The 18115-nt window shown below is 43.9% G+C and carries 21 protein-coding genes; 18 read left to right on the plus strand and 3 right to left on the minus strand.

The annotated features are described in order from the left end of the window. Nucleotides 1-7 precede the first annotated feature (7 nt). The 4 genes from ACFI6L_RS10115 to ACFI6L_RS10130 are packed head-to-tail and all read left to right on the plus strand — an operon-like array spanning nucleotide 8 to nucleotide 2643. Nucleotides 8-922: a copper resistance D family protein gene (locus ACFI6L_RS10115; protein ID WP_014996992.1), complete on the plus strand. Its 915-nt coding sequence runs from the start codon at nucleotides 8-10 to the stop codon at nucleotides 920-922. A gap of 29 nt (nucleotides 923-951) precedes the next feature. After that, nucleotides 952-1413 carry a YybH family protein gene (locus tag ACFI6L_RS10120; RefSeq protein ID WP_242514749.1) on the plus strand — a complete coding sequence of 154 codons (462 nt, stop codon included), beginning with the start codon at nucleotides 952-954 and terminating at the stop codon, nucleotides 1411-1413. A gap of 34 nt (nucleotides 1414-1447) precedes the next feature. Beyond that, a complete protein-coding gene (locus ACFI6L_RS10125) occupies nucleotides 1448-1930 on the plus strand; it encodes a YybH family protein (protein WP_012516840.1) in 483 nt (160 codons plus the stop codon). A 35-nt stretch (nucleotides 1931-1965) separates the two neighbouring features. Then, entirely contained in the window at nucleotides 1966-2643 is a 678-nt protein-coding gene (locus ACFI6L_RS10130) for a heparan-alpha-glucosaminide N-acetyltransferase (protein WP_342290165.1), read from the plus strand. Nucleotides 2644-2907: 264 nt separating this feature from the next. Here the strand turns inward: ACFI6L_RS10130 and ACFI6L_RS10135 are convergent, their stop codons facing one another. From ACFI6L_RS10135 to ACFI6L_RS10145, 3 genes are all read right to left on the minus strand, one after another. Next, nucleotides 2908-4011: a hypothetical protein gene (locus ACFI6L_RS10135; protein WP_462573922.1), complete on the minus strand. Its 1104-nt coding sequence runs from the start codon at nucleotides 4009-4011 to the stop codon at nucleotides 2908-2910. Nucleotides 4012-4043: 32 nt separating this feature from the next. Further along, the gene (locus ACFI6L_RS10140; protein ID WP_462573923.1) at nucleotides 4044-4316 is read right to left on the minus strand and encodes a hypothetical protein; all 273 of its coding nucleotides are present in this window, start codon (nucleotides 4314-4316) and stop codon (nucleotides 4044-4046) included. Nucleotides 4317-4415: 99 nt separating this feature from the next. After that, on the minus strand, nucleotides 4416-6533 hold the full coding sequence (locus ACFI6L_RS10145; RefSeq protein WP_370133348.1) for an SDR family NAD(P)-dependent oxidoreductase: 2118 nt from the start codon (nucleotides 6531-6533) through the stop codon (nucleotides 4416-4418). A 432-nt stretch (nucleotides 6534-6965) separates the two neighbouring features. Between ACFI6L_RS10145 and ACFI6L_RS10150 the strand changes: the two genes are divergently transcribed. The 14 genes from ACFI6L_RS10150 to ACFI6L_RS10215 all read left to right on the plus strand — a co-directional run bounded on the left by ACFI6L_RS10150 (nucleotide 6966) and on the right by ACFI6L_RS10215 (nucleotide 18114). Beyond that, a complete protein-coding gene (locus ACFI6L_RS10150; protein WP_012516845.1) occupies nucleotides 6966-7139 on the plus strand; it encodes a hypothetical protein in 174 nt (57 codons plus the stop codon). 8 nt (nucleotides 7140-7147) lie between these two features. After that, a complete protein-coding gene (locus ACFI6L_RS10155) occupies nucleotides 7148-7363 on the plus strand; it encodes a hypothetical protein (protein WP_012516846.1) in 216 nt (71 codons plus the stop codon). A 15-nt stretch (nucleotides 7364-7378) separates the two neighbouring features. Then, the gene (locus tag ACFI6L_RS10160; RefSeq protein ID WP_226434253.1) at nucleotides 7379-7672 is read left to right on the plus strand and encodes a c-type cytochrome; all 294 of its coding nucleotides are present in this window, start codon (nucleotides 7379-7381) and stop codon (nucleotides 7670-7672) included. Nucleotides 7673-7768: 96 nt separating this feature from the next. Continuing rightward, nucleotides 7769-8200, plus strand: a complete 432-nt coding sequence (locus ACFI6L_RS10165; protein WP_012516848.1) for a hypothetical protein — start codon at nucleotides 7769-7771, stop codon at nucleotides 8198-8200. Between the two features lie 72 nt (nucleotides 8201-8272). Beyond that, nucleotides 8273-8629, plus strand: a complete 357-nt coding sequence (locus ACFI6L_RS10170) for a hypothetical protein (protein ID WP_012516849.1) — start codon at nucleotides 8273-8275, stop codon at nucleotides 8627-8629. 28 nt (nucleotides 8630-8657) lie between these two features. Then, the gene (locus ACFI6L_RS10175; protein WP_020742694.1) at nucleotides 8658-9503 is read left to right on the plus strand and encodes a hypothetical protein; all 846 of its coding nucleotides are present in this window, start codon (nucleotides 8658-8660) and stop codon (nucleotides 9501-9503) included. Further along, nucleotides 9500-11434: a 2Fe-2S iron-sulfur cluster-binding protein gene (locus ACFI6L_RS10180; RefSeq protein ID WP_462573924.1), complete on the plus strand. Its 1935-nt coding sequence runs from the start codon at nucleotides 9500-9502 to the stop codon at nucleotides 11432-11434. Before ACFI6L_RS10175 ends, ACFI6L_RS10180 begins: the two co-directional genes overlap by 4 nt. After that, a complete protein-coding gene (locus tag ACFI6L_RS10185) occupies nucleotides 11434-12192 on the plus strand; it encodes a hypothetical protein (RefSeq protein WP_348670544.1) in 759 nt (252 codons plus the stop codon). Before ACFI6L_RS10180 ends, ACFI6L_RS10185 begins: the two co-directional genes overlap by 1 nt. Further along, entirely contained in the window at nucleotides 12189-12983 is a 795-nt protein-coding gene (locus ACFI6L_RS10190) for a cytochrome c3 family protein (protein WP_014997000.1), read from the plus strand. Before ACFI6L_RS10185 ends, ACFI6L_RS10190 begins: the two co-directional genes overlap by 4 nt. A 12-nt stretch (nucleotides 12984-12995) precedes the next feature. Further along, nucleotides 12996-14219 (plus strand): hypothetical protein, encoded by a 1224-nt coding sequence (locus tag ACFI6L_RS10195; RefSeq protein WP_156079167.1) that lies wholly within the window; start codon nucleotides 12996-12998, stop codon nucleotides 14217-14219. A 14-nt stretch (nucleotides 14220-14233) separates the two neighbouring features. Further along, nucleotides 14234-14788, plus strand: a complete 555-nt coding sequence (locus ACFI6L_RS10200; RefSeq protein WP_462573926.1) for a HyaD/HybD family hydrogenase maturation endopeptidase — start codon at nucleotides 14234-14236, stop codon at nucleotides 14786-14788. Next, nucleotides 14785-15219: a hydrogenase expression/formation C-terminal domain-containing protein gene (locus ACFI6L_RS10205; RefSeq protein ID WP_006991848.1), complete on the plus strand. Its 435-nt coding sequence runs from the start codon at nucleotides 14785-14787 to the stop codon at nucleotides 15217-15219. Before ACFI6L_RS10200 ends, ACFI6L_RS10205 begins: the two co-directional genes overlap by 4 nt. A gap of 1 nt (nucleotide 15220) precedes the next feature. Continuing rightward, the gene (locus ACFI6L_RS10210) at nucleotides 15221-16219 is read left to right on the plus strand and encodes a hydrogenase small subunit (RefSeq protein ID WP_012516857.1); all 999 of its coding nucleotides are present in this window, start codon (nucleotides 15221-15223) and stop codon (nucleotides 16217-16219) included. A 17-nt stretch (nucleotides 16220-16236) separates the two neighbouring features. Next, on the plus strand, nucleotides 16237-18114 hold the full coding sequence (locus tag ACFI6L_RS10215) for a nickel-dependent hydrogenase large subunit (RefSeq protein WP_462573927.1): 1878 nt from the start codon (nucleotides 16237-16239) through the stop codon (nucleotides 18112-18114). Nucleotide 18115: the final 1 nt, after the last annotated feature.

The raw sequence follows: 18115 nt of genomic DNA on the forward strand, positions 1-18115 counted from the left end.
GGACGCTATGGACATTTGGCAGTTGGGGTTGTTGATTTCAAAGTTTGGTGTTTATCTCGGCGTATCAGCGCTGCTTGGTGGTGGTTGGATTTTGTGCATTACCAATACTGATATTGACACCAAATTTACTTTACCCGCAAGCTTACAAACAACGGTAACAAGGCACATGTGTTTGTTTGCGGTCATTGGCATCATTTTTAGTGCTTTTGACTTTTTGTTTCAGGTTGGGCAGCTCGCTCAATCTGGATACGCTGGTATGTTTGACCCCATTATGCGAGAGATGGTCGCGCATTCAACGCTCGGAGATGTTGCAAAAAGTCGACTAGTGCTGTTCGCAAGTGCGCTACTATATTTAACCTATTTAGGTCATTCAATTAGAAAAACCGCCATTATTTCAAGTCTCTCTCTTGGAATTTTCATTGTTATTGCGTTGGCAGGATTTGGGTATACATTTACGTTAACTGGGCATACTCAACAGTTACAACCTAGTTTAAAATTTATCCTGGCTGCTCATGCCGTTATTGCGCTCGCGTGGGTGGGTTCACTCTGGCCTCTTTCAAGGACGTGCGTAGAGCTTTCTACCCCCAATTTGCACCATGTCATGACAAAATTTGGGAAATCGGCGATGTACCCCATTGGGGGGCTAATTATTGCTGGTTTACTACTGGCTTGGCAACTTGTGCGTTCTGTTAGCAGTTTGCTCGACACAAACTACGGCTTTGTATTGCTTGTTAAGCTGTTGTTTGTTGGTGCTATCTTTCTAATCGCGTTGTTACACAAACTGCGATTGGTTCCTCAGCTTTTAACCGGCATAACCAGTCCTCGAACGCTTCAAAAATCAATCCAAATCGAACTTTGTATAGGGATATCTATTTTAATGGTGACGGTGGTGTTAAGTACCGCCGTAGGCCCCAATTATTGAAGAAACACAAAATGAAAAAAATCTACTTGTTGTCAATCATACTCTTTCCTTTGCTGTTAACTAACTGTGTTAATGCTCATGATAAAACGCATAACGACACCAGTAATAGTCCTATGTTCTCAGGGCTAGACTCCGACGCAGGAATAATAGCAAAACAATTCCACAAAGCACTCTCCGAGGCTAATGCAGAGACAGTCATGAGCTTACTTGCCGATGATGTCCTTATTTTGGAAGGTGGCAGAATTGAGCGCAGTGCCGACGAATATCGTGCACATCATTTGCAAGCAGACATGCAATTTTCATCTGCCGTAACCACGAAGACGATTGAGCATCATGTTCGTGTGCATGGTAATACAGCTGTCTCCATTTCAAGAAGTCACACTTCTGGAAACTATAAAGGTCGAGATATTGATAGGACAGGCAATGAAACGCTCTTTTTAACGCTGATCAATGGACAGTGGAAAATCAGTCATATTCATTGGTCTCACTAACTCCCCACCAAACTAAAATAAAAAGGTCAAAACGATGAAACTTTTCTATGCAAGCTGCGTTGTTATTTTTTTAGCCACATCACCATACATTTATGCGTCTGAGCAAACGAACGACGAAACCGAGATACTAGAAATGATCCAAGATATTGAAAAGGGGTGGGAGTCTGGTAACGGTATGCCGTTCTATCAACATTATCTTGGCCAGGTAGGTGCGCGTTACATTGAGTCAGGCGGTCAGAATAAAGGGTTAGAGGATTTGGTCAAAAATCATGTAGAGCCGGAAAAAGAGGTATTGAAACGATTGACCATTGATATTCTAGATATCGAAACAAACGTTGAAGGAGACTTCGCTTGGGCAGTTACGACAGTAAATGTTTCAGGAGAAGTACGCAAAACCGGCGCAGTTTTTGATAAAAAAGGATTTCAAACCTATTTGTTTCGCCGAACTGATGAAGGATGGAAGGTCATTCATTCGCATTCATCTACCCGTGATAATAAGCCACATAAGCACCGTTAACAACGTTGAATTCCGCGCAAAATCGCAATATCACATTGGATGCAATACGAACGTTAGCCATTGTGTTGATGGTTGTATTCCATTTTGCTTACGACCTTCGTTTCTTTGGTTGGGTTGATTGGAATGTCCCCAATGGAAAAGGGTGGAGGGAGTTTCGGTATGTAATATTGACGCTCTTCTTCGTGAGTGTAGGCGCGTCGCTCGTGCTCGGGAATTATCGAAAATTTAGTCTAAAAATGTTTTTACTGCGGCTGTTTTCCATAGCATTCTGGGCCGCGGTAATATCGCTTTTTACGTACTATTTTTTTAATGCAAACTGGATATTCTTTGGCGTATTGCATTTTATTGCTGTAGCGAGTGTTTTGTGTGTTCCGTTGATTCGAAAACCCATATTGGCGCTGTTGTTGGGTTTTGTTGCGGTCACGTTGTTTAACAGTGGCCTCGTATCCAGTAAATGGCCATTTAATCTGATGAGTTTGTCACTACCTCATTCTCCAAACGATTACGTTGCAATTTTTCCATGGATAGGTGTTGTATTGTTTGGTATAGCGATAGGGCACGTTTTGAAAAGCGGATTTGATCCGTTTGCAAAATGGAATATTCCGAATAAGTTGACTCTTCTCGGACGGCATAGTTTAGCAGTTTACATATTGCATCAACCTATCTTTTTTGTGCTGTTTGGTACTATCTATTGGTTGAGCTCATCGGTGTAACTATACACCTTCTTTTACTTTGCCATAAATCACCTTCAGTAACTAATATCCGCTATGCTGCTGCAGACATAAAATTACGATTAGATGTGCACATTTTTTTGGGGGAGAGTCAAGGCAGCAGAGTAATGCTTAATAAACGCATATGCGCTTGCGCGCAAATGCATGTGTCGATATACTCTTGTTATCAACGCTAATGTGTTTACAGTAACGCAAGATTAATTCGGAGAAAATTGTGCTTTTAGTGCCAACAAACCCAGACTATCGTTAATACTCGAACAGTTTTGGCCGTTCTTCTTTGAAATTGGTGTATTTTGACCACAAAGAGCTACATTCTTTTGACTCTATTACGTCAGTTATTTGTCTTACAGTAGCCATATCGTTTTCTACCAGCAATGCAGACACTTGTGATAATATTTCGTCTTTAGCGGGTTTTTCTTCAAAAATTTCGTGAAGTTTCAAACATCCCCTGATAAAAACCAAGCTGTCTACCATGCAGATTACGCGAAAAATGAAACGCGGTAACCGCTCTGGTGTTTTGTATTCGCTTCGTTCTTCGTTTAACCAAAAGAGTAAATTCTGCTCAAAAGCTACAAGGTTTTCATTGATCCGTTGTGTCGCATCGACATTCAATATACCAAACCGCGACATTTCAGCCTCATAAAATGCAAGATCTAGTAATGCTTCGTAATACAGCATTTTAGCATCTTCTAGCTTGTTTTTGACTTTTTCAAACCGTGAAATTGCGTGCTCTTGAATTGAAATCACTTCTCTTAATATGCTTGGATCACACCGAACCGTTGCTGTTTCATCAATTGAAGTAAGCGTTAAGTCGTTAAAAAAACGATCGTAACCATCTTCCACTAAGAACCGGCGAAGATATATGGAGACCGCTAGATTTTTAAATATCAGCCCATTTTGTGTTTCTGTTTCTCCCATTAGATTTTCAAATGCTGTCTCTGCATGTTGAACCTTGTCTAAATTTAATTGCTCAAGACGCCTTACTTCTTCCTTATGATCTTGAGTGAGGCGAACAATATCGTTTTCGTGCCTCTCAGTCAGTGAATTAATTTGCCGCTGCGTGTTCATTTGTAGTTCGATCAGTTCACGATCCGTTGCTTCTCTCAAGGCAACTAAGTCGCTCTCAGCTTCATCTTTAACTGCCTTCGTTCGTGAACTTTGAACATGGTTCATCCAAGCAATTGCCGCTGAAATCATGGCGACCAACAGCGAAATGAGTGCCAGCGCCATTGTTGCAAGGTTTCGACTGGTTTCATTTGTGAAATCTCTAGACGCGAGTAGTGTTTCAGATTTAGTTGATTTGTGCAGTTGATCTAAATGGGGTTGCAATTGCATTCGAATGTCTTGCATGTTGAGAACCTGCAAAGACTGCTTTACCTGCTCTAACTCTTGAGCACTCCACTCACGTAACTCTGCGTCAGAAGCCTCTGAAATTTTCTTATACGCGTCATCAATTTGTTGCTCAATCCGAGCCAGTCGCCTGTTGATTCTGAACTCGAAAGGGTGGCATTTTCCAGCAAAATCAAGTCGCGATTAATTTCATCAATTTGTGCTTTAAGACCAGTTAATCCTCTGTAAAAATCGCCATGCTCACGATCATTTGGATGTGCGAGCGAAGATGACATCACAAGAAACAAACATATCCATCTTTTCATAAACTATTTCCTTGTTACAAGAAACCACAATGCCAATTCAATTTGGGTAGAGCATACGTTCAGAATATCAAAATCGTCACAGCAATGACTAAAAAACTTTTAGTCAGGGCGCAGAAGAGAACTCATAAACAGACCAGTAGGATCGTATTGTTGTTTTAATAATTTCAAACGAGCTGTGTGTTGGCCGTAGTAAAGTGCAAGTGGCGACCCATTCCCCATGTCATAATTTTGGTAAGAATGGCCATTAAAAAACGGTGATAGCAAATCGAAAGATTTATTTACCCAATCGATAACTTCAGTATCGTCACGTTCAAATTGAGTGATCCCTGTGATACTACAGACGAAGGAAGCGTTGCGGTGAATAAATGCCGAACCGTCAGCGTTTACATCCTGAATAGCGCCACAAAGCGGGTCTAGCATAAATCCCCCTGAATTTACCGGACAAGCACGGTAACATGATAAAAGTGTTTCAATGAATTCGTCTGATAGCTCACCTTCAATTATGCCATTGCGCCAATACAAGTTCAGATCACTATCGTAGTTATTGGACTGGCATTCAACGTATTGCGAACGCCTACTTAACAATTTGGCACCGTCTTGCCATTTGGCTACAGATTCCAAACCGTGCACCGAGTCCTCACTAAACCCCATTATCGAAATTCGTGCTTTATCGTGCGTAGATCGCGAGAGATATGCATATAGAAAAACCGATCTGTTATCACTGAGCACTATTTCGCTATATTGCCTAAGAATAGATCGTGCGTGACATAACGGCCACTCGAGTATTCGGCCATCAATATTTTGGGGGGCATCGTGTAATTTAAACGTGATATCGGTCACAACGCCAAATTGACCATGGCCACACCCTTTTAATGCCCAAAATAACTCCGCGTGTTGGGATTCGGTCACTTGTCTTACTTTACCGTCAGCAGTTATCAATCCAAACGCGAGTACATTGTCGCAACTCAAACCAAGCTTTCTGGACAAAAAACCGATCCCCCCTCCCAATGTTGCGCCGACAACACCAACATCGGGACAGGTACCCAAAGGAACCACTTTATTGTGTTGCGCTAGAAAATGGTCCAATTCACTATTTTTGACGCCTGCGCCGACGTTTACTGAGCTCTTATCAACATTCAGTACAGTTGTTTTAAACATCGACATATCAATTACAATTGCATTGTTAAGGACCGACATGCCACTTACACCATGCCCTTGACCCTTAATTGTAATGGATAAGCGCAACTGCTTTGCACATTTGACAATGTGTATAATATCGGTCTTTGTCTTAGGTTGAATAATTACTAACGGAAAACGCGAAACACCTTGATTGAATACTTTCCTGTTTTCTTCATATTCTGCACTACCCGGTGACCAGAATGCGCCGCCAACAAGACTTGCCAGTTCTACCAGGCTTGTTTCAGTAGCACGCGTGTCAATTGAATCTGTTTTTGTCTGTTTTGCAGGTGAAACTTCAACAATACTCTCTAGTAAATTCCAACTACGACTTCCAAAAGTGTTTGGCGTGACATCGCTCAGCAATTGTCGCAGATATTGTGCAACTAATCGGGGAGGTAAAAGCTTGTTTGCCGAAAACATACTGCGCATTAACTCCGATGCAGGCAAAGCTCGATTTGAGGCTTGCCTTATCGTTTCCTGCATCTTCGTGTCGACGTTTCCAGGAGCCACAGTTGTAAAAACAGCAATATCGTTATCGACTTCAAGTTGAAAACTTTGGCACAGCATATTTAATGATGCTTTGCTTACACAATAAGCTGAGGCGCCAGCAACGGGTTGTACTGGCAAATCACTGGTTAAAAACATCACGCGGCTATGACTAAATTTTTTTAAGCATATCTGCGTTAAAAGGCGAGGTACTTCGACATTTATCCATTGGGTTGCCTCCCACTCATCAGGGGCGACGTTGCTAATATCTCCAAATGGCATGACAACACCTGCGCAATGGATCAGGTAGCTAAAGTGAGTATGCTGATTGACAACGTTTTGAAGGCTTTTAATACAATCCCTATTAGTGAAATCGATACACTCGATTCTGACCCTATCCCCATAAGACCTTTTAAGCTGTTGTAAAGTTTCTGGATTTCTACAAAGTGCTACGATCTGGATAAAAGGGTAGGAGAGTAGAAGCTCTTTTGTAAGCGCAAGTCCTATACCAGAGCTAGCGCCTGATATTAGTGCTGTCTGTTGATACAACATCTTAAAAGCCTATTTCGTAGAAGAGTGAAAGCTCACTTATATGTTTGATAGCTTCAGCATAAGTAAAGTCCTTGAATGGATAAATAAGTTAATGATTTGATTACAGAAATGTAATCAAACTGTAATCGATTCGTTGTGAAGCTTTGATCTGAATCAACTACATTTGAAATGAAATCACTACGATTAAATACATAAACATTTTATTAAGGTGCCTACGACGAACAAGGACAACTAGATATCACAGCCAATGGGTTTGATATCAACTTTATTAGTACTCACGCCATCATCAGAGGCGAGTATATTAAAACTGAAACGGACTCATTTGTTGAGCGAGATCATGAGCAAACTATTGACTCATTTTCACGCAATGGATGGTTTTTACAAGGTACTTTCTTCGTTGGGCATGCTTTTCAATCCCTAGGTAGTACTGAATTGGTCCTTGAATATGCTGAAACCAATAAAATTGAAGAAGCGGAGCGCTGGATGGTAGGTGTCAACTATTGGTTGGACCCTCGTTCAGTTATTAAGGTGGGCTATGAAGATACAGACGTAGTTGAAGGCCCTGATGATACACGGTTTGCTGTGCAATTCAGCTATGGATTCTAGGGGATATCATGAACAAGAAATTAATTATATGTGCACTAATCACATTTATTTCGTTACCGAACTTGGCAGACGATGAAACCACACTTTCTGGCGCAGAGTTAATTAATAACAACTGTGCGCGTTGTCATAACAGTAGGCCTGTGCGTGAGTTTTCTATCAGTGAGTGGAGAGTGATCATGCCACACATGCGCGAAAAAGCGCATTTAACCGGCAGCGAAGTATAAGCCATTCTTGAATTCATGGAAATAGCTTCTAGTCCTGCTCAACCGGTAGAGGTGACTCTGGCTAAATCATTAACAGTCAATCCACGTGACGTACTCACTCGATATGGTTGTCAGGGGTGTCATCAAGTGCAAGGCGCAGGCGGAACACTCGGTCCATCGCTGGATAATGTTATTAGCGAAAAAGGCAGGGCATTCTTTTTGCGCAAAGTTAAGGAGCCTCAATTTAATAACTCGTCGTCCGCAATGCCGCAAATGCCGATTACAGATGATGAGCTTGAAGCTTTAGCTGAGTTTTTATCGTCCATATAGCCTATTGACCTGAGTCTAAGACATTAGATTAAGGTGACAAGACGTAAACTTTAAACCTAAAACGCTCAACTGAGCATAATCAAAGGAAACAATCTTATGAAAAAGCTTACTTCACTATTACTGGCCAGTGCTTTAGTCGTTGCGCCAATAGCGACTTCTTTTGCATATCAACAGACTGACAAATCTGATATGCCGATGATGGATGGTCAGATGATGCAAAAGATGCAGACGCATATGGAAGAAATGCGCGCAGTATTGGATGCCGTTAAGAGTGAATCGGATCCGGAGAAGCGCGAAGCCATGTTGCATGAGCATGCCCAAAAGATGCAAGACATGATGGGCATGATGGAAGGAAGCGACTCGATGGGGATGAAAGCGGGAAAAGGAATGAAACACAAACACACTGATATGTCCACCGAAGACAAAATGAAAATGATGGAACAGCGTATGTCGATGATGGAAGACATGATGAGCCAAATGATGGGGCACACCGCTGAAAAGTCTAAACCAATACATAAACACAAATAGAGCTAATCACCACGTTACGAGGCAGGAGGTGACCTGCTGTCTCGCTTATTTCAATAATCACAGGAATTTTACATGAATAAATTAATTAAGTTTTTTTCAATTGTAGTCTTGTCAGTTGGACTCCTCGGAGGATGCGCAAGCCAGGTTTATCACGACTACATCATGAGTGGGCAAGTTGTTACAGTCGATGATAAGCAAGCAGTGGTATGTGTATCTGATACGGATGGTTTGAAGGAACATCAAGTTTTTAATGTCTATAGAACTGTCTACGACCCTACAGCAATCTCAGAAGGTGAAAACAGCTATTCACGAGAGTTCGTTGGGAAAATTCGTCTTGGAAAAACTAAGGATAAGCACTTCGCGGAAGCTATTGTGCTGGATGGCGAAATTACGCGTTATGACATGGTCGAGTTTGACCGTGGTTTTTGATTAATATTTTAATTAGGAGTATGCCGTTGTGAATAATAGAGTTTATCACCAACCCTACCGTATAGCGGTTATTGTGACGCTGGTATTAGTGAGTGTCTTATTCACAACCGCGTGCTCAGCAGTACCACAAAGTACTGAGCCAGACAAAAAAAACAATTCATCAGAAACTAAAGAAACTCAGCCTGAGTTAAACGTTGATGACTTCGCTAAAATCCAAACCGCTTTGCGCTCGTTAGACAATTCATTAGCGACCCAGCCAAAAAGCAATGAGAGTGTAAATCCGAGTGATACCAGTGTTTCACTCAATACATCATCAATGCCACTTTCAGCAACAAACACAATGAAAATGGGAAAGAGTAAGAATAAAGGCATGATGCCAATGCGCGGGAAATCGTGCATGGGAATGATGTGCAAAATGATGATGAAAAACAGCTCAATGATGGGTACACCACCTGAACAAAATAAAACACAGATATCTGGTTCTCCATTAAATGAAAGCTTACCCGGTGTCAGTGGAGCGCTGCATTTATACCACGTTGGAGAGCAAGCTTTTTTCTTAAACCACAAAGAGACACTCGAATTGACCGATGGTCAGTACCAAACGCTTCTCACGATCCGAACTGAATGGGAGTCTACTCAACAAAGCTTTACGCTGCAGCGAAGTGCGTTAGAAGCATCGTTGTGGGAATTGACCGCTCAGGGGCTACCTCAATACGACAATATCAAAGACACCATTGCTGAAATAGAAGCCACAAACAGCGCCTTGCGGTTGCAGTTTATTACATCGGTAGGGAAAGCGGTATCAGTATTAACGCCCTCTCAGATCGCTAAGATAAATAGCCTGTGGATGGCCGAACAAACAGGTGAGTTATGAGCATGTGGTGGCCACACACATCATTTTTTCTGCGTTACGCCGTCATTTTGAACGTTATGCTGTTATTCGCAACGACGAGCAGTTACGCACAGCAACAGCCAGAGGATAGTGAGCATGCGAGCCACCATCCTGAAGCTACCAATGATCCCACTGTCAACGCTAATACGGATGTTTTGCCGACTGCTACACAAGGTAAAGGACCGCTGGGCAATGCTGACGCCATGATGGGATCCGGTATGGCAAAAGGCATGGATAAAATGATGGAGAAAATGGGTGCACCCAAACCTAAAGATCTCTATCCCACGCTAATGCGCATGCATTCAGCTACACCCGAACAAAGAGAGACTGTTCTGATTAAAGCAACCGCAAGAATGCAACAAGGAAGTGAGCAACTTGCTACAGGTTTTGATTGGCTTGCCCGCGCAGCTGCCACTGATGACTATTCCCAAATGCAAATGGCTGTTGAAACAGTTAAAGAGGGTATAGCCCATTTTGACAGTGGTCTTGCTGCGAAACGTGCCATACAAGACGGGCAAGAACCACGAAGAGTGGCATTAACCTGGTTCAAGTCACAAATGAATTTGCTTCCCAGTGCGCCGGAAAAAGGTACTTCAACCCTATTTGGTATGACACCGTTTCACAGCGCAGTGATGCTCGTTTTACTCATATTTACAATTGTTATGGTGTATGTGTATGGATTTAAGATGCGCAGAGCTGCCGCGCTGCTCGAAGAGCTTAAGTCTACTGACACCGCAAGCACATCTGCGCCAACGACAAAAGTTTCCTCTGTTGTCGAATCTAATCCGGCTGCCCAGCAGCATGCTTCGGCACCTGCGCAAAGTAGCGAGCCAGCATTGTCATCCACTGCCTCATCGCGCAAGGGCACGTTTAGTGGCGGTATGGTAGTAACCGCGATTTTTAATGAAACCCATGATGTTAAAACGTTACGTCTAGCCAGCCCAGATGGACAAACCATTCCATTTGATTTCGAACCAGGTCAATTTGTCACGTTCACACTGAACATCGATGGTTTTGAAAAGCCAGTTAAGCGCTCATACACCATTGCATCATCGCCCACTGAACAGTATTACTTTGAAGTTACGATAAAGCGAGAGGAGTTCGGTGTGGTTTCTCGTTATATGCATGACGCGGTTGAGGTAGGAAATACGCTTTCAATTAAAGCCCCCGGCGGTAAATTTTATTTCAATGATCATGGTTCAAACAGCGTGGTGTTGATTTCTGGGGGAGTGGGGATCACACCGATGATGAGCGCTGTCCGCTACTTGACGACGACGTGCTGGGACGGTGATATTTATTTTCTGTTTTGTACGCGAACGTCCAACGACTTTATTTTTGAACAGGAATTAAAATATCTGCAAGCACGTCATCCTCGGTTAAAAGTACTGGTCAGTATGACTCAAGCAGAGGGTACATCCTGGATGGGGCCCCAAGGCCGCTTTTCATCCGCAATGATAAACGAATTTGTGCCAGATATTGCCTCAAAAACTGCGCATATTTGTGGGCCTCCTGCAATGATGGATGCTACGAAAAAAATGCTAGCCGAATTGGGTATGCCTAACACGCATATTAAAACCGAAGCGTTTGGGGCTGCTAAACCAGAGCCCGCTCCCGTTAAACCTCAATTAGCCACTAACACCAACGCAGGCAACAACAGACAAGTACGGTTTAGTCTTTCAGACGTCGAAGCCCACGCGGGTCCGGATGAGACCGTATTAGACGTCGCTGATGGACTCGATGTAGATATAGAGAATTCATGCAGAGCGGGTTCGTGCGGGAGTTGTAAGGTGAAACTGCTACGTGGTGACGTCGATATGGAGGTTGATGATGGGCTGGAGCCTGAAGATAAGCTCAGTGGGTATATTCTGGCGTGCCAAGCTATCCCTAAATCTGATGTGGAGGTTGAGGCTTAATGAATTCTCAAGAGCGCACAATTGTAAGCAGCTTGGTTGTCCTAATGATCCTGCTATGGCTCGGTTTTTTATGGCATAGAGACCCAGCATTCCCAGGCAGTTTTATTGGATTTGGCGTGGGTTTAAGCGCTTCGGTATTAATGCTTATCCCATTGGTATACATGACCATTAAGCGTAACAAATCACTTAAGAAAGTCGTGACGAAGCACATCGCTATGCCAAAGCTCCTGCGTATACATATCTATGCTGGTGTGCTGGGGCCTATTCTAGCGCTGATCCATAGTGCCCATCGTTTTGATAGTGCTACCGGAGTTTCGCTTGTTATCTTTATGATGGTCGTTGTGATCAGTGGGTTTGTGGGTCGATATGTACTCGGTCTTATTTCATCGAATGTGAAAGAGAAAAAGCGCCAAGTAAATGAACTCCACGTTGCGCTTTCTAACGCAAAACAGGCGTTGAAAGACGCAGTCTGTGATGACAGATATTCGACGTTTGCCCAAACATCCGCACGACATATTCCTTACATTACGTTAAATGTGCCTACTTCAGCACAAAGTAAATTGTTCAAACAAGAAAGCCAGGTTCTTTCTATCATTGATACAATTTCCGATGTTGAGTACAGCATTCTCATTCATGACACCGCGAAGGTGTGGTTTGCTCGTTGGTTAAAATTTCACATCGTGATTTCAATGACACTTTATGTAGTCCTGTTTTTTCACATTTTCAGTGAAGTTTACTTTGGACTGCGCTGGTTATGATGAAATGGATAATAATCGTTCTTGGCTTAGTTGCTGCTGGCTTTGGCGTCAGTCATTTCATTCATATGCCTGAAGATAGCGCACAAATTCCATGGGAAAAAATGGTTGAACCCGGTTCACTCAATAAAGCACATGCCTTTCTCGCGGATGACTGTTTGAGTTGTCACACACCGGTGAAGGGCGTTGAGCGTGACAAATGTGTGGCGTGTCATGCAAATGATACGCATATCGTTGCGCGTCAACCCACTGCATTTCATACCGACATCAAAGAATGTGCAAGTTGCCATGTAGAGCACAAAGGTGAATCGGCCAACATTTCGCTCATGAGCCATATAGCGTTAGTCGACATTGGTTTCAATATGCTCCCCAACCCAAATGTCCCGTTTGACGAGGGCGCTGCCACCATGGCGTTTTTGGAGAACATACTAGCGAATAAACAAACTCCTGAGCCCTTGTTTGTGCACCCTGAGGTCAGTGATAAAGAAGCCTTATTAAATTGTACGCAATGTCACAGCAACGATGATCGCCATTTAGGTCTATTTGGAGAGGATTGCGTGCAGTGTCACAGCACAGACAAATGGTCATTGCCAAAGTTTATTCACCCGTCGAGTCAATCACGTGATTGCAATCAATGTCATGAAGCGCCGCCCAGTCACTATATGCAGCATTTTAAAATGATTTCCGCCAAAGTGGCAGGCGAGCCTAAAGCTAAAGTTGAGGAATGCTATGCCTGCCATCAATCTACGTCCTGGAACGATATTAAGCGTGCCGGGTGGTATAAACACCATTAAGGGGTACAAACTGTGATCACAAATTCCATTGCGCTCGCAACCTCGGTGCTGATCGCAATAGTATTGTGTCTGCCTCGCTTACGACAATCTTTCCAATGGCGAGCAACAGTCACACCGTTGGCTTCCATTATTGGTAGTGGCTTTTTGATCATTGCACCACTGCTGCATTCGGTAATGGGGAAATGGGCACTGCTTGGAATAGTGTTGTTGTCCATTCTGGCATATGCGCTGGGGTCGGTTATTCGCTTCAATATACGCCACGCAGAACCTGAGCTAGCTAGCAATCAACAAAGCAGTATTATGACGCTTGAAAAAGCAAGTCAATGGGCGCTTGGTGCGGCATATGCCATTTCCGTGGCGTTTTATATTAGTTTGTTTGCAGCGTTTGTTTTTGATCGTTTATCTATCTCTGATACGACGTACATCAAACTGTTTACCAGTGGGTTGCTTGTCATCATTATGGTGGTCGCTTGGCTTCGAGGTGCTAGGGGGCTAGAGACCATTGAGCTATTCGCCGTGACAATAAAGTTGGCTATTATAGTAGGTGTGCTCGCAGCGCTGGCAACCTACGACATACAAGTACAAAGTGCTTGGTTTCAACATGAAGCGATACAGGCATTGAGCCATTTTGAAACTGTTAGCATGCTCGCAGGGATGCTCATGGTAACGCAAGGGTTCGAGACAACCCGTTTTATGGGGAATAACTATACGCCAGAACAGCGCATTAAAGCGAGTCGTTATGCTCAGTGGATCGCTATTTTTCTCTATGTTGTTTTTATCGGTCTAACGTGTCCTATTTTCCTGGATTTTCCGATCACGGAATTAAACGAAACAACGATTAGCTACACCCTAGGGCAAGCAATATGGGTATTGCCGATTTTATTACTGGTTGCCGCCACGGCAAGTCAGTTAAGTGCAGCATTAGCCGATACTATCGGTGGCGGAGGCCTCTTAAAAGAGCTTTTCCATTTACCTATCTCCCCCCAATTTTACTACGTTTTAGTTATCGCCATCGCAGGTATATTAGTTTGGTCATCTAACGTATTTGAAATTATTAATCTCGCTTCAAAAGGGTTTGCACTTTATTACCTGATCCAAACAATAATCGTGATCAAACTCGTGATGCGTCAAAGCACAGGTCAACGCATTAGGTCAACAAAATTACTTGGTCTATCGGTGATCGTTCTCTGTTTATTCTTTGTGATTGGCTGGTCAATTCCAGCACCTCATAGCTAATAAGGAAAATACCGATGCTATCACTAGAAACTACACCAACAATTGACCAAATTAAAAATGCGGCTAAGCGCTACGCTATCATTGGTGTTGGAAATCTACTGCAGCGAGATGATGGCGTTGGTGTGCACGCGGTTCGTGCTCTGCAACCCCTGCTAAAGTCTTATTCAAATGTATCTTGCATTGACGCTGGGACACTGAGCTATGAACTTTTGGAGTGGGTCGCGAGTTCCGATCATACGATAGTCATCGACGCGGCCTACATGCGCTGTTCGCCTGGTACGGTGAGAGTGTTTGAGGACGAGGCAATTGCGGATCAGTTTAAGCAAGCGACGACCCATTCCGTTCACCAGATCACGTTACGCGATACATTGTTGACCAGCCAAACGTTATATTCAAAACCTTCTGCGGTGACGTTAATTGGCGTAGAGCCTGAGGCGATAGAGTGGGGAACCTCTTTGAGTCCAAAGGTAAATGCAGCGTTAACATCGATCATCGATATCGCATTTGCTTGCTTATCAAGCGACGACATTCAGGCCTATAAACCGGCAACCCAAAAGGAGGCACGATGACCGAAGAACTCATTTTTATGACATCCAATGCTGAAAAAACCGGCAACGTAATGCCGCTTTTGCATCAGATACGTCATGCGTTGTCTCAGTTAATTGAACGACAAGAACAAACCACGATTGATCTGCGACGATTGCCTTTAAGCGCTAGCGAAGAAGCGCAGTTAGAAGCTTTTCTTGGGCATGGAGAGGTTAAAGCTGATATTCAGGCGCTGGGTGATACGGTGCTAATCGAATCACGCTACGCAGGCGTTTGGCTTGAAATTCACTATAACGAAGATGTGGAGATCATGGGCAAATACGTTCATATCTGTACCTGTCCACCAATCATAAAATCTCAGCCAGAAGATATGGTGTTATCGCTCAGCAATATAGTGTCTGACATCCATTCGTTGTCTCATCAATCTTCTGATGAAACGGCTAAGGAGGATTGAAATGGCGCTACCAACATTAAACAAGCAGTTACAAGCGTCCGGTATCTCAAGACGCACATTTCTTAAGTTTTGCGCTACAACGGCGTCTTTACTGGCATTGCCGCAAAGCGCTGTTGCCGATTTGGCGACTGCCCTTGGCAATGCGAGAAGACCCTCTGTGATTTGGTTGCCCTTTCAAGAGTGCACAGGGTGTACCGAAGCAATATTGCGCTCTCATGCTCCCACATTGGAAAGCCTTATTTTCGATCATATTTCGTTGGATTATCAGCATACGATAATGGCTGCTGCGGGAGAGCAAGCTGAAGACGCTAGGCGTGCGGCGATGAACGCGCACAAAGGGCAATATTTGTTGTTGGTTGATGGTTCGGTTCCGGTGGGTAACCCAGGATACTCAACGATCAGTGGCATGAGTAATGTCGATATGCTGAGAGAATCGGCAAAAGATGCTGCGGGTATTATTGCCATCGGTACCTGCGCGTCTTTTGGCGGGATCCCTAAAGCAAACCCAAATCCGACGGGGGCAGTGGCAGTAAGCGACATTATTACAGACAAGCCAATCGTAAACATTTCAGGCTGTCCGCCACTGCCTATCGCGATTACAGCTGTGTTGGTTCATTACCTGACGTTTAAGCGTTTCCCTGATCTCGACGAATTACAACGCCCACTCGCTTTTTTTGGTGAAAGCATCCATGACAGATGTTATCGACGCCCATTTTTTGAACAACGTAAATTTGCAAAATCGTTTGATGATGAGGGGGCAAAAAATGGGTGGTGTTTGTTCGAACTTGGTTGTAAAGGGCCCGAAACCTTTAACGCATGTGCAACGGTTAAATGGAATCAAGGCACGAGTTTTCCTATCGAATCTGGCCATCCGTGTCTTGGTTGCTCTGAGCCCGATTTCTGGGATAAAAGCAGCTTTTACCAAGCCTTGGGTCCATGGGAGTGGTACAAATCCAAACCCGGCAAAGGTGCACAGAAGCATGCTGGGAAAAACTCATAAGATAATAGGCAAGGCTCATGGAAAATACAGCAAGTAACAACCGGTTAGTCGTCGATCCTATCACTCGAATTGAAGGGCATCTTCGAATAGAAGCTGAAATGGATGGGAATACCATCAAACAGGCGTTCTCATCAGGCACGTCTGTTCGGGGAATTGAACTGATTTTACAAGGCAGAGATCCGCGTGACGCTTGGGCTTTTGCGCAACGTATCTGTGGCGTCTGCACGCTGGTGCATGGTATGGCATCGGTGCGTGCTGTCGAAGATGCAATTAGAAAAGCTTGGCGGTCAAACGCAAAATTAGGGGTTGCCATTGGAAAGCCCTCCATGACATCTATGCCAAAAGGACCGATGCAACATGGTAAAAAAGGGCACCGACAGTCACGTACTTCAATAGGCGTACTGAGTGAAGCAGAAATGGCTATCCCTCAAAATGCACAACTGATAAGAAACATCATGATTGCAACCCAATATGTGCATGATCACGTGATGCATTTTTATCACTTGCATGCCCTAGATTGGGTTGACGTTGTTTCTGCACTAGATGCAGATCCAACGAGAACCGCTACGCTCGCCGGTCAATTGAGTGATTATCCTCGTTCATCGCCGGGATATTTCAAAGATATGAAGCAAAAAGTCAAAACGCTGGTTGAGTCTGGGCAGCTAGGGATATTCAGTAACGCGTATTGGGGGCATCCTGGCTATAAACTGCCACCTGAAGTTAACTTGATGGCATTAGCACATTATTTAGATGCGCTAACGTGGCAGCGTGAAGTTGTAAAAGTTCACACCATATTTGGAGGGAAAAACCCTCATCCTAATTTTGTCGTTGGCGGCGTGCCTTCACCGATTAATCTCAATGCGTCAACGGGTATTAACACGAGTCGATTAGTGCAACTACAAGATGCTATCACGCAAATGAAGAGCTTTGTCGATCAGGTGTATTACCCCGATATTGTGGCGATTGCGGGTTATTACAAAGAGTGGGGGACACGAGGGGAAGGGCTGGGTAACTTTCTTACCTATGGAGACTTACCTATGACATCAATGGATGACCCTGATTCTTTCTTGTTTCCACGAGGTGCAATACTTGGTCGAGACTTGAGTAAAGTGCATGACCTTGATCTAGATGATCCCTCTGAAATTCAAGAATTCGTCTCTTCCTCCTGGTATCGATATAGTGGAGGGAACGCAAGTGGTTTACACCCTTTTAATGGACAAACAACACTCGAGTATACTGGTCCGAAACCGCCTTACAAGCACCTAAATGTAGGGGCTGAATATTCATGGTTGAAAAGTCCGCGTTGGAAAGGCCATGCGATGGAGGTGGGACCGCTGGCTCGCGTGCTAATGATGTATGCTAAAAAAGATGCCGCTGCGCAAGACATCGTTAATCGATCTCTTTCTATCTTGGATTTAGAGACCTCTGCACTTTTCTCCACACTCGGTAGGACGCTCGCCAGAGCAGTGGAAACAAAAATTGTGGTTAACCAGCTACAGTCTTGGTATGACCAACTATTGGATAATATCGCAAAGGGCGATACCGATACGTTTAACCCTCTGTATTTTGACCCTACCAATTGGCCAATTAAAGGCCAGGGGGTAGGCGTGATGGAAGCGCCTCGTGGCGCGTTGGGGCATTGGTTGGTCATGCAAAATGGCAAAATTGAGAATTACCAATGTGTCGTGCCTACGACATGGAACGCTGGACCTCGAGATCCCAACTCACAGGCAGGTGCTTATGAAGCCGCTCTGCAAGATAAACATACGCTACATGATCGTGACCAACCTTTAGAGATTTTGCGAACACTTCATAGTTTTGACCCCTGCTTAGCATGTGCCGTGCACGTAATGGACGAAACAGGGGAAGAGCGTTTGCGTCTAAAAGTTCGTTAAC

It is taken from the genome of Alteromonas sp. G4i35 (assembly GCF_054960375.1).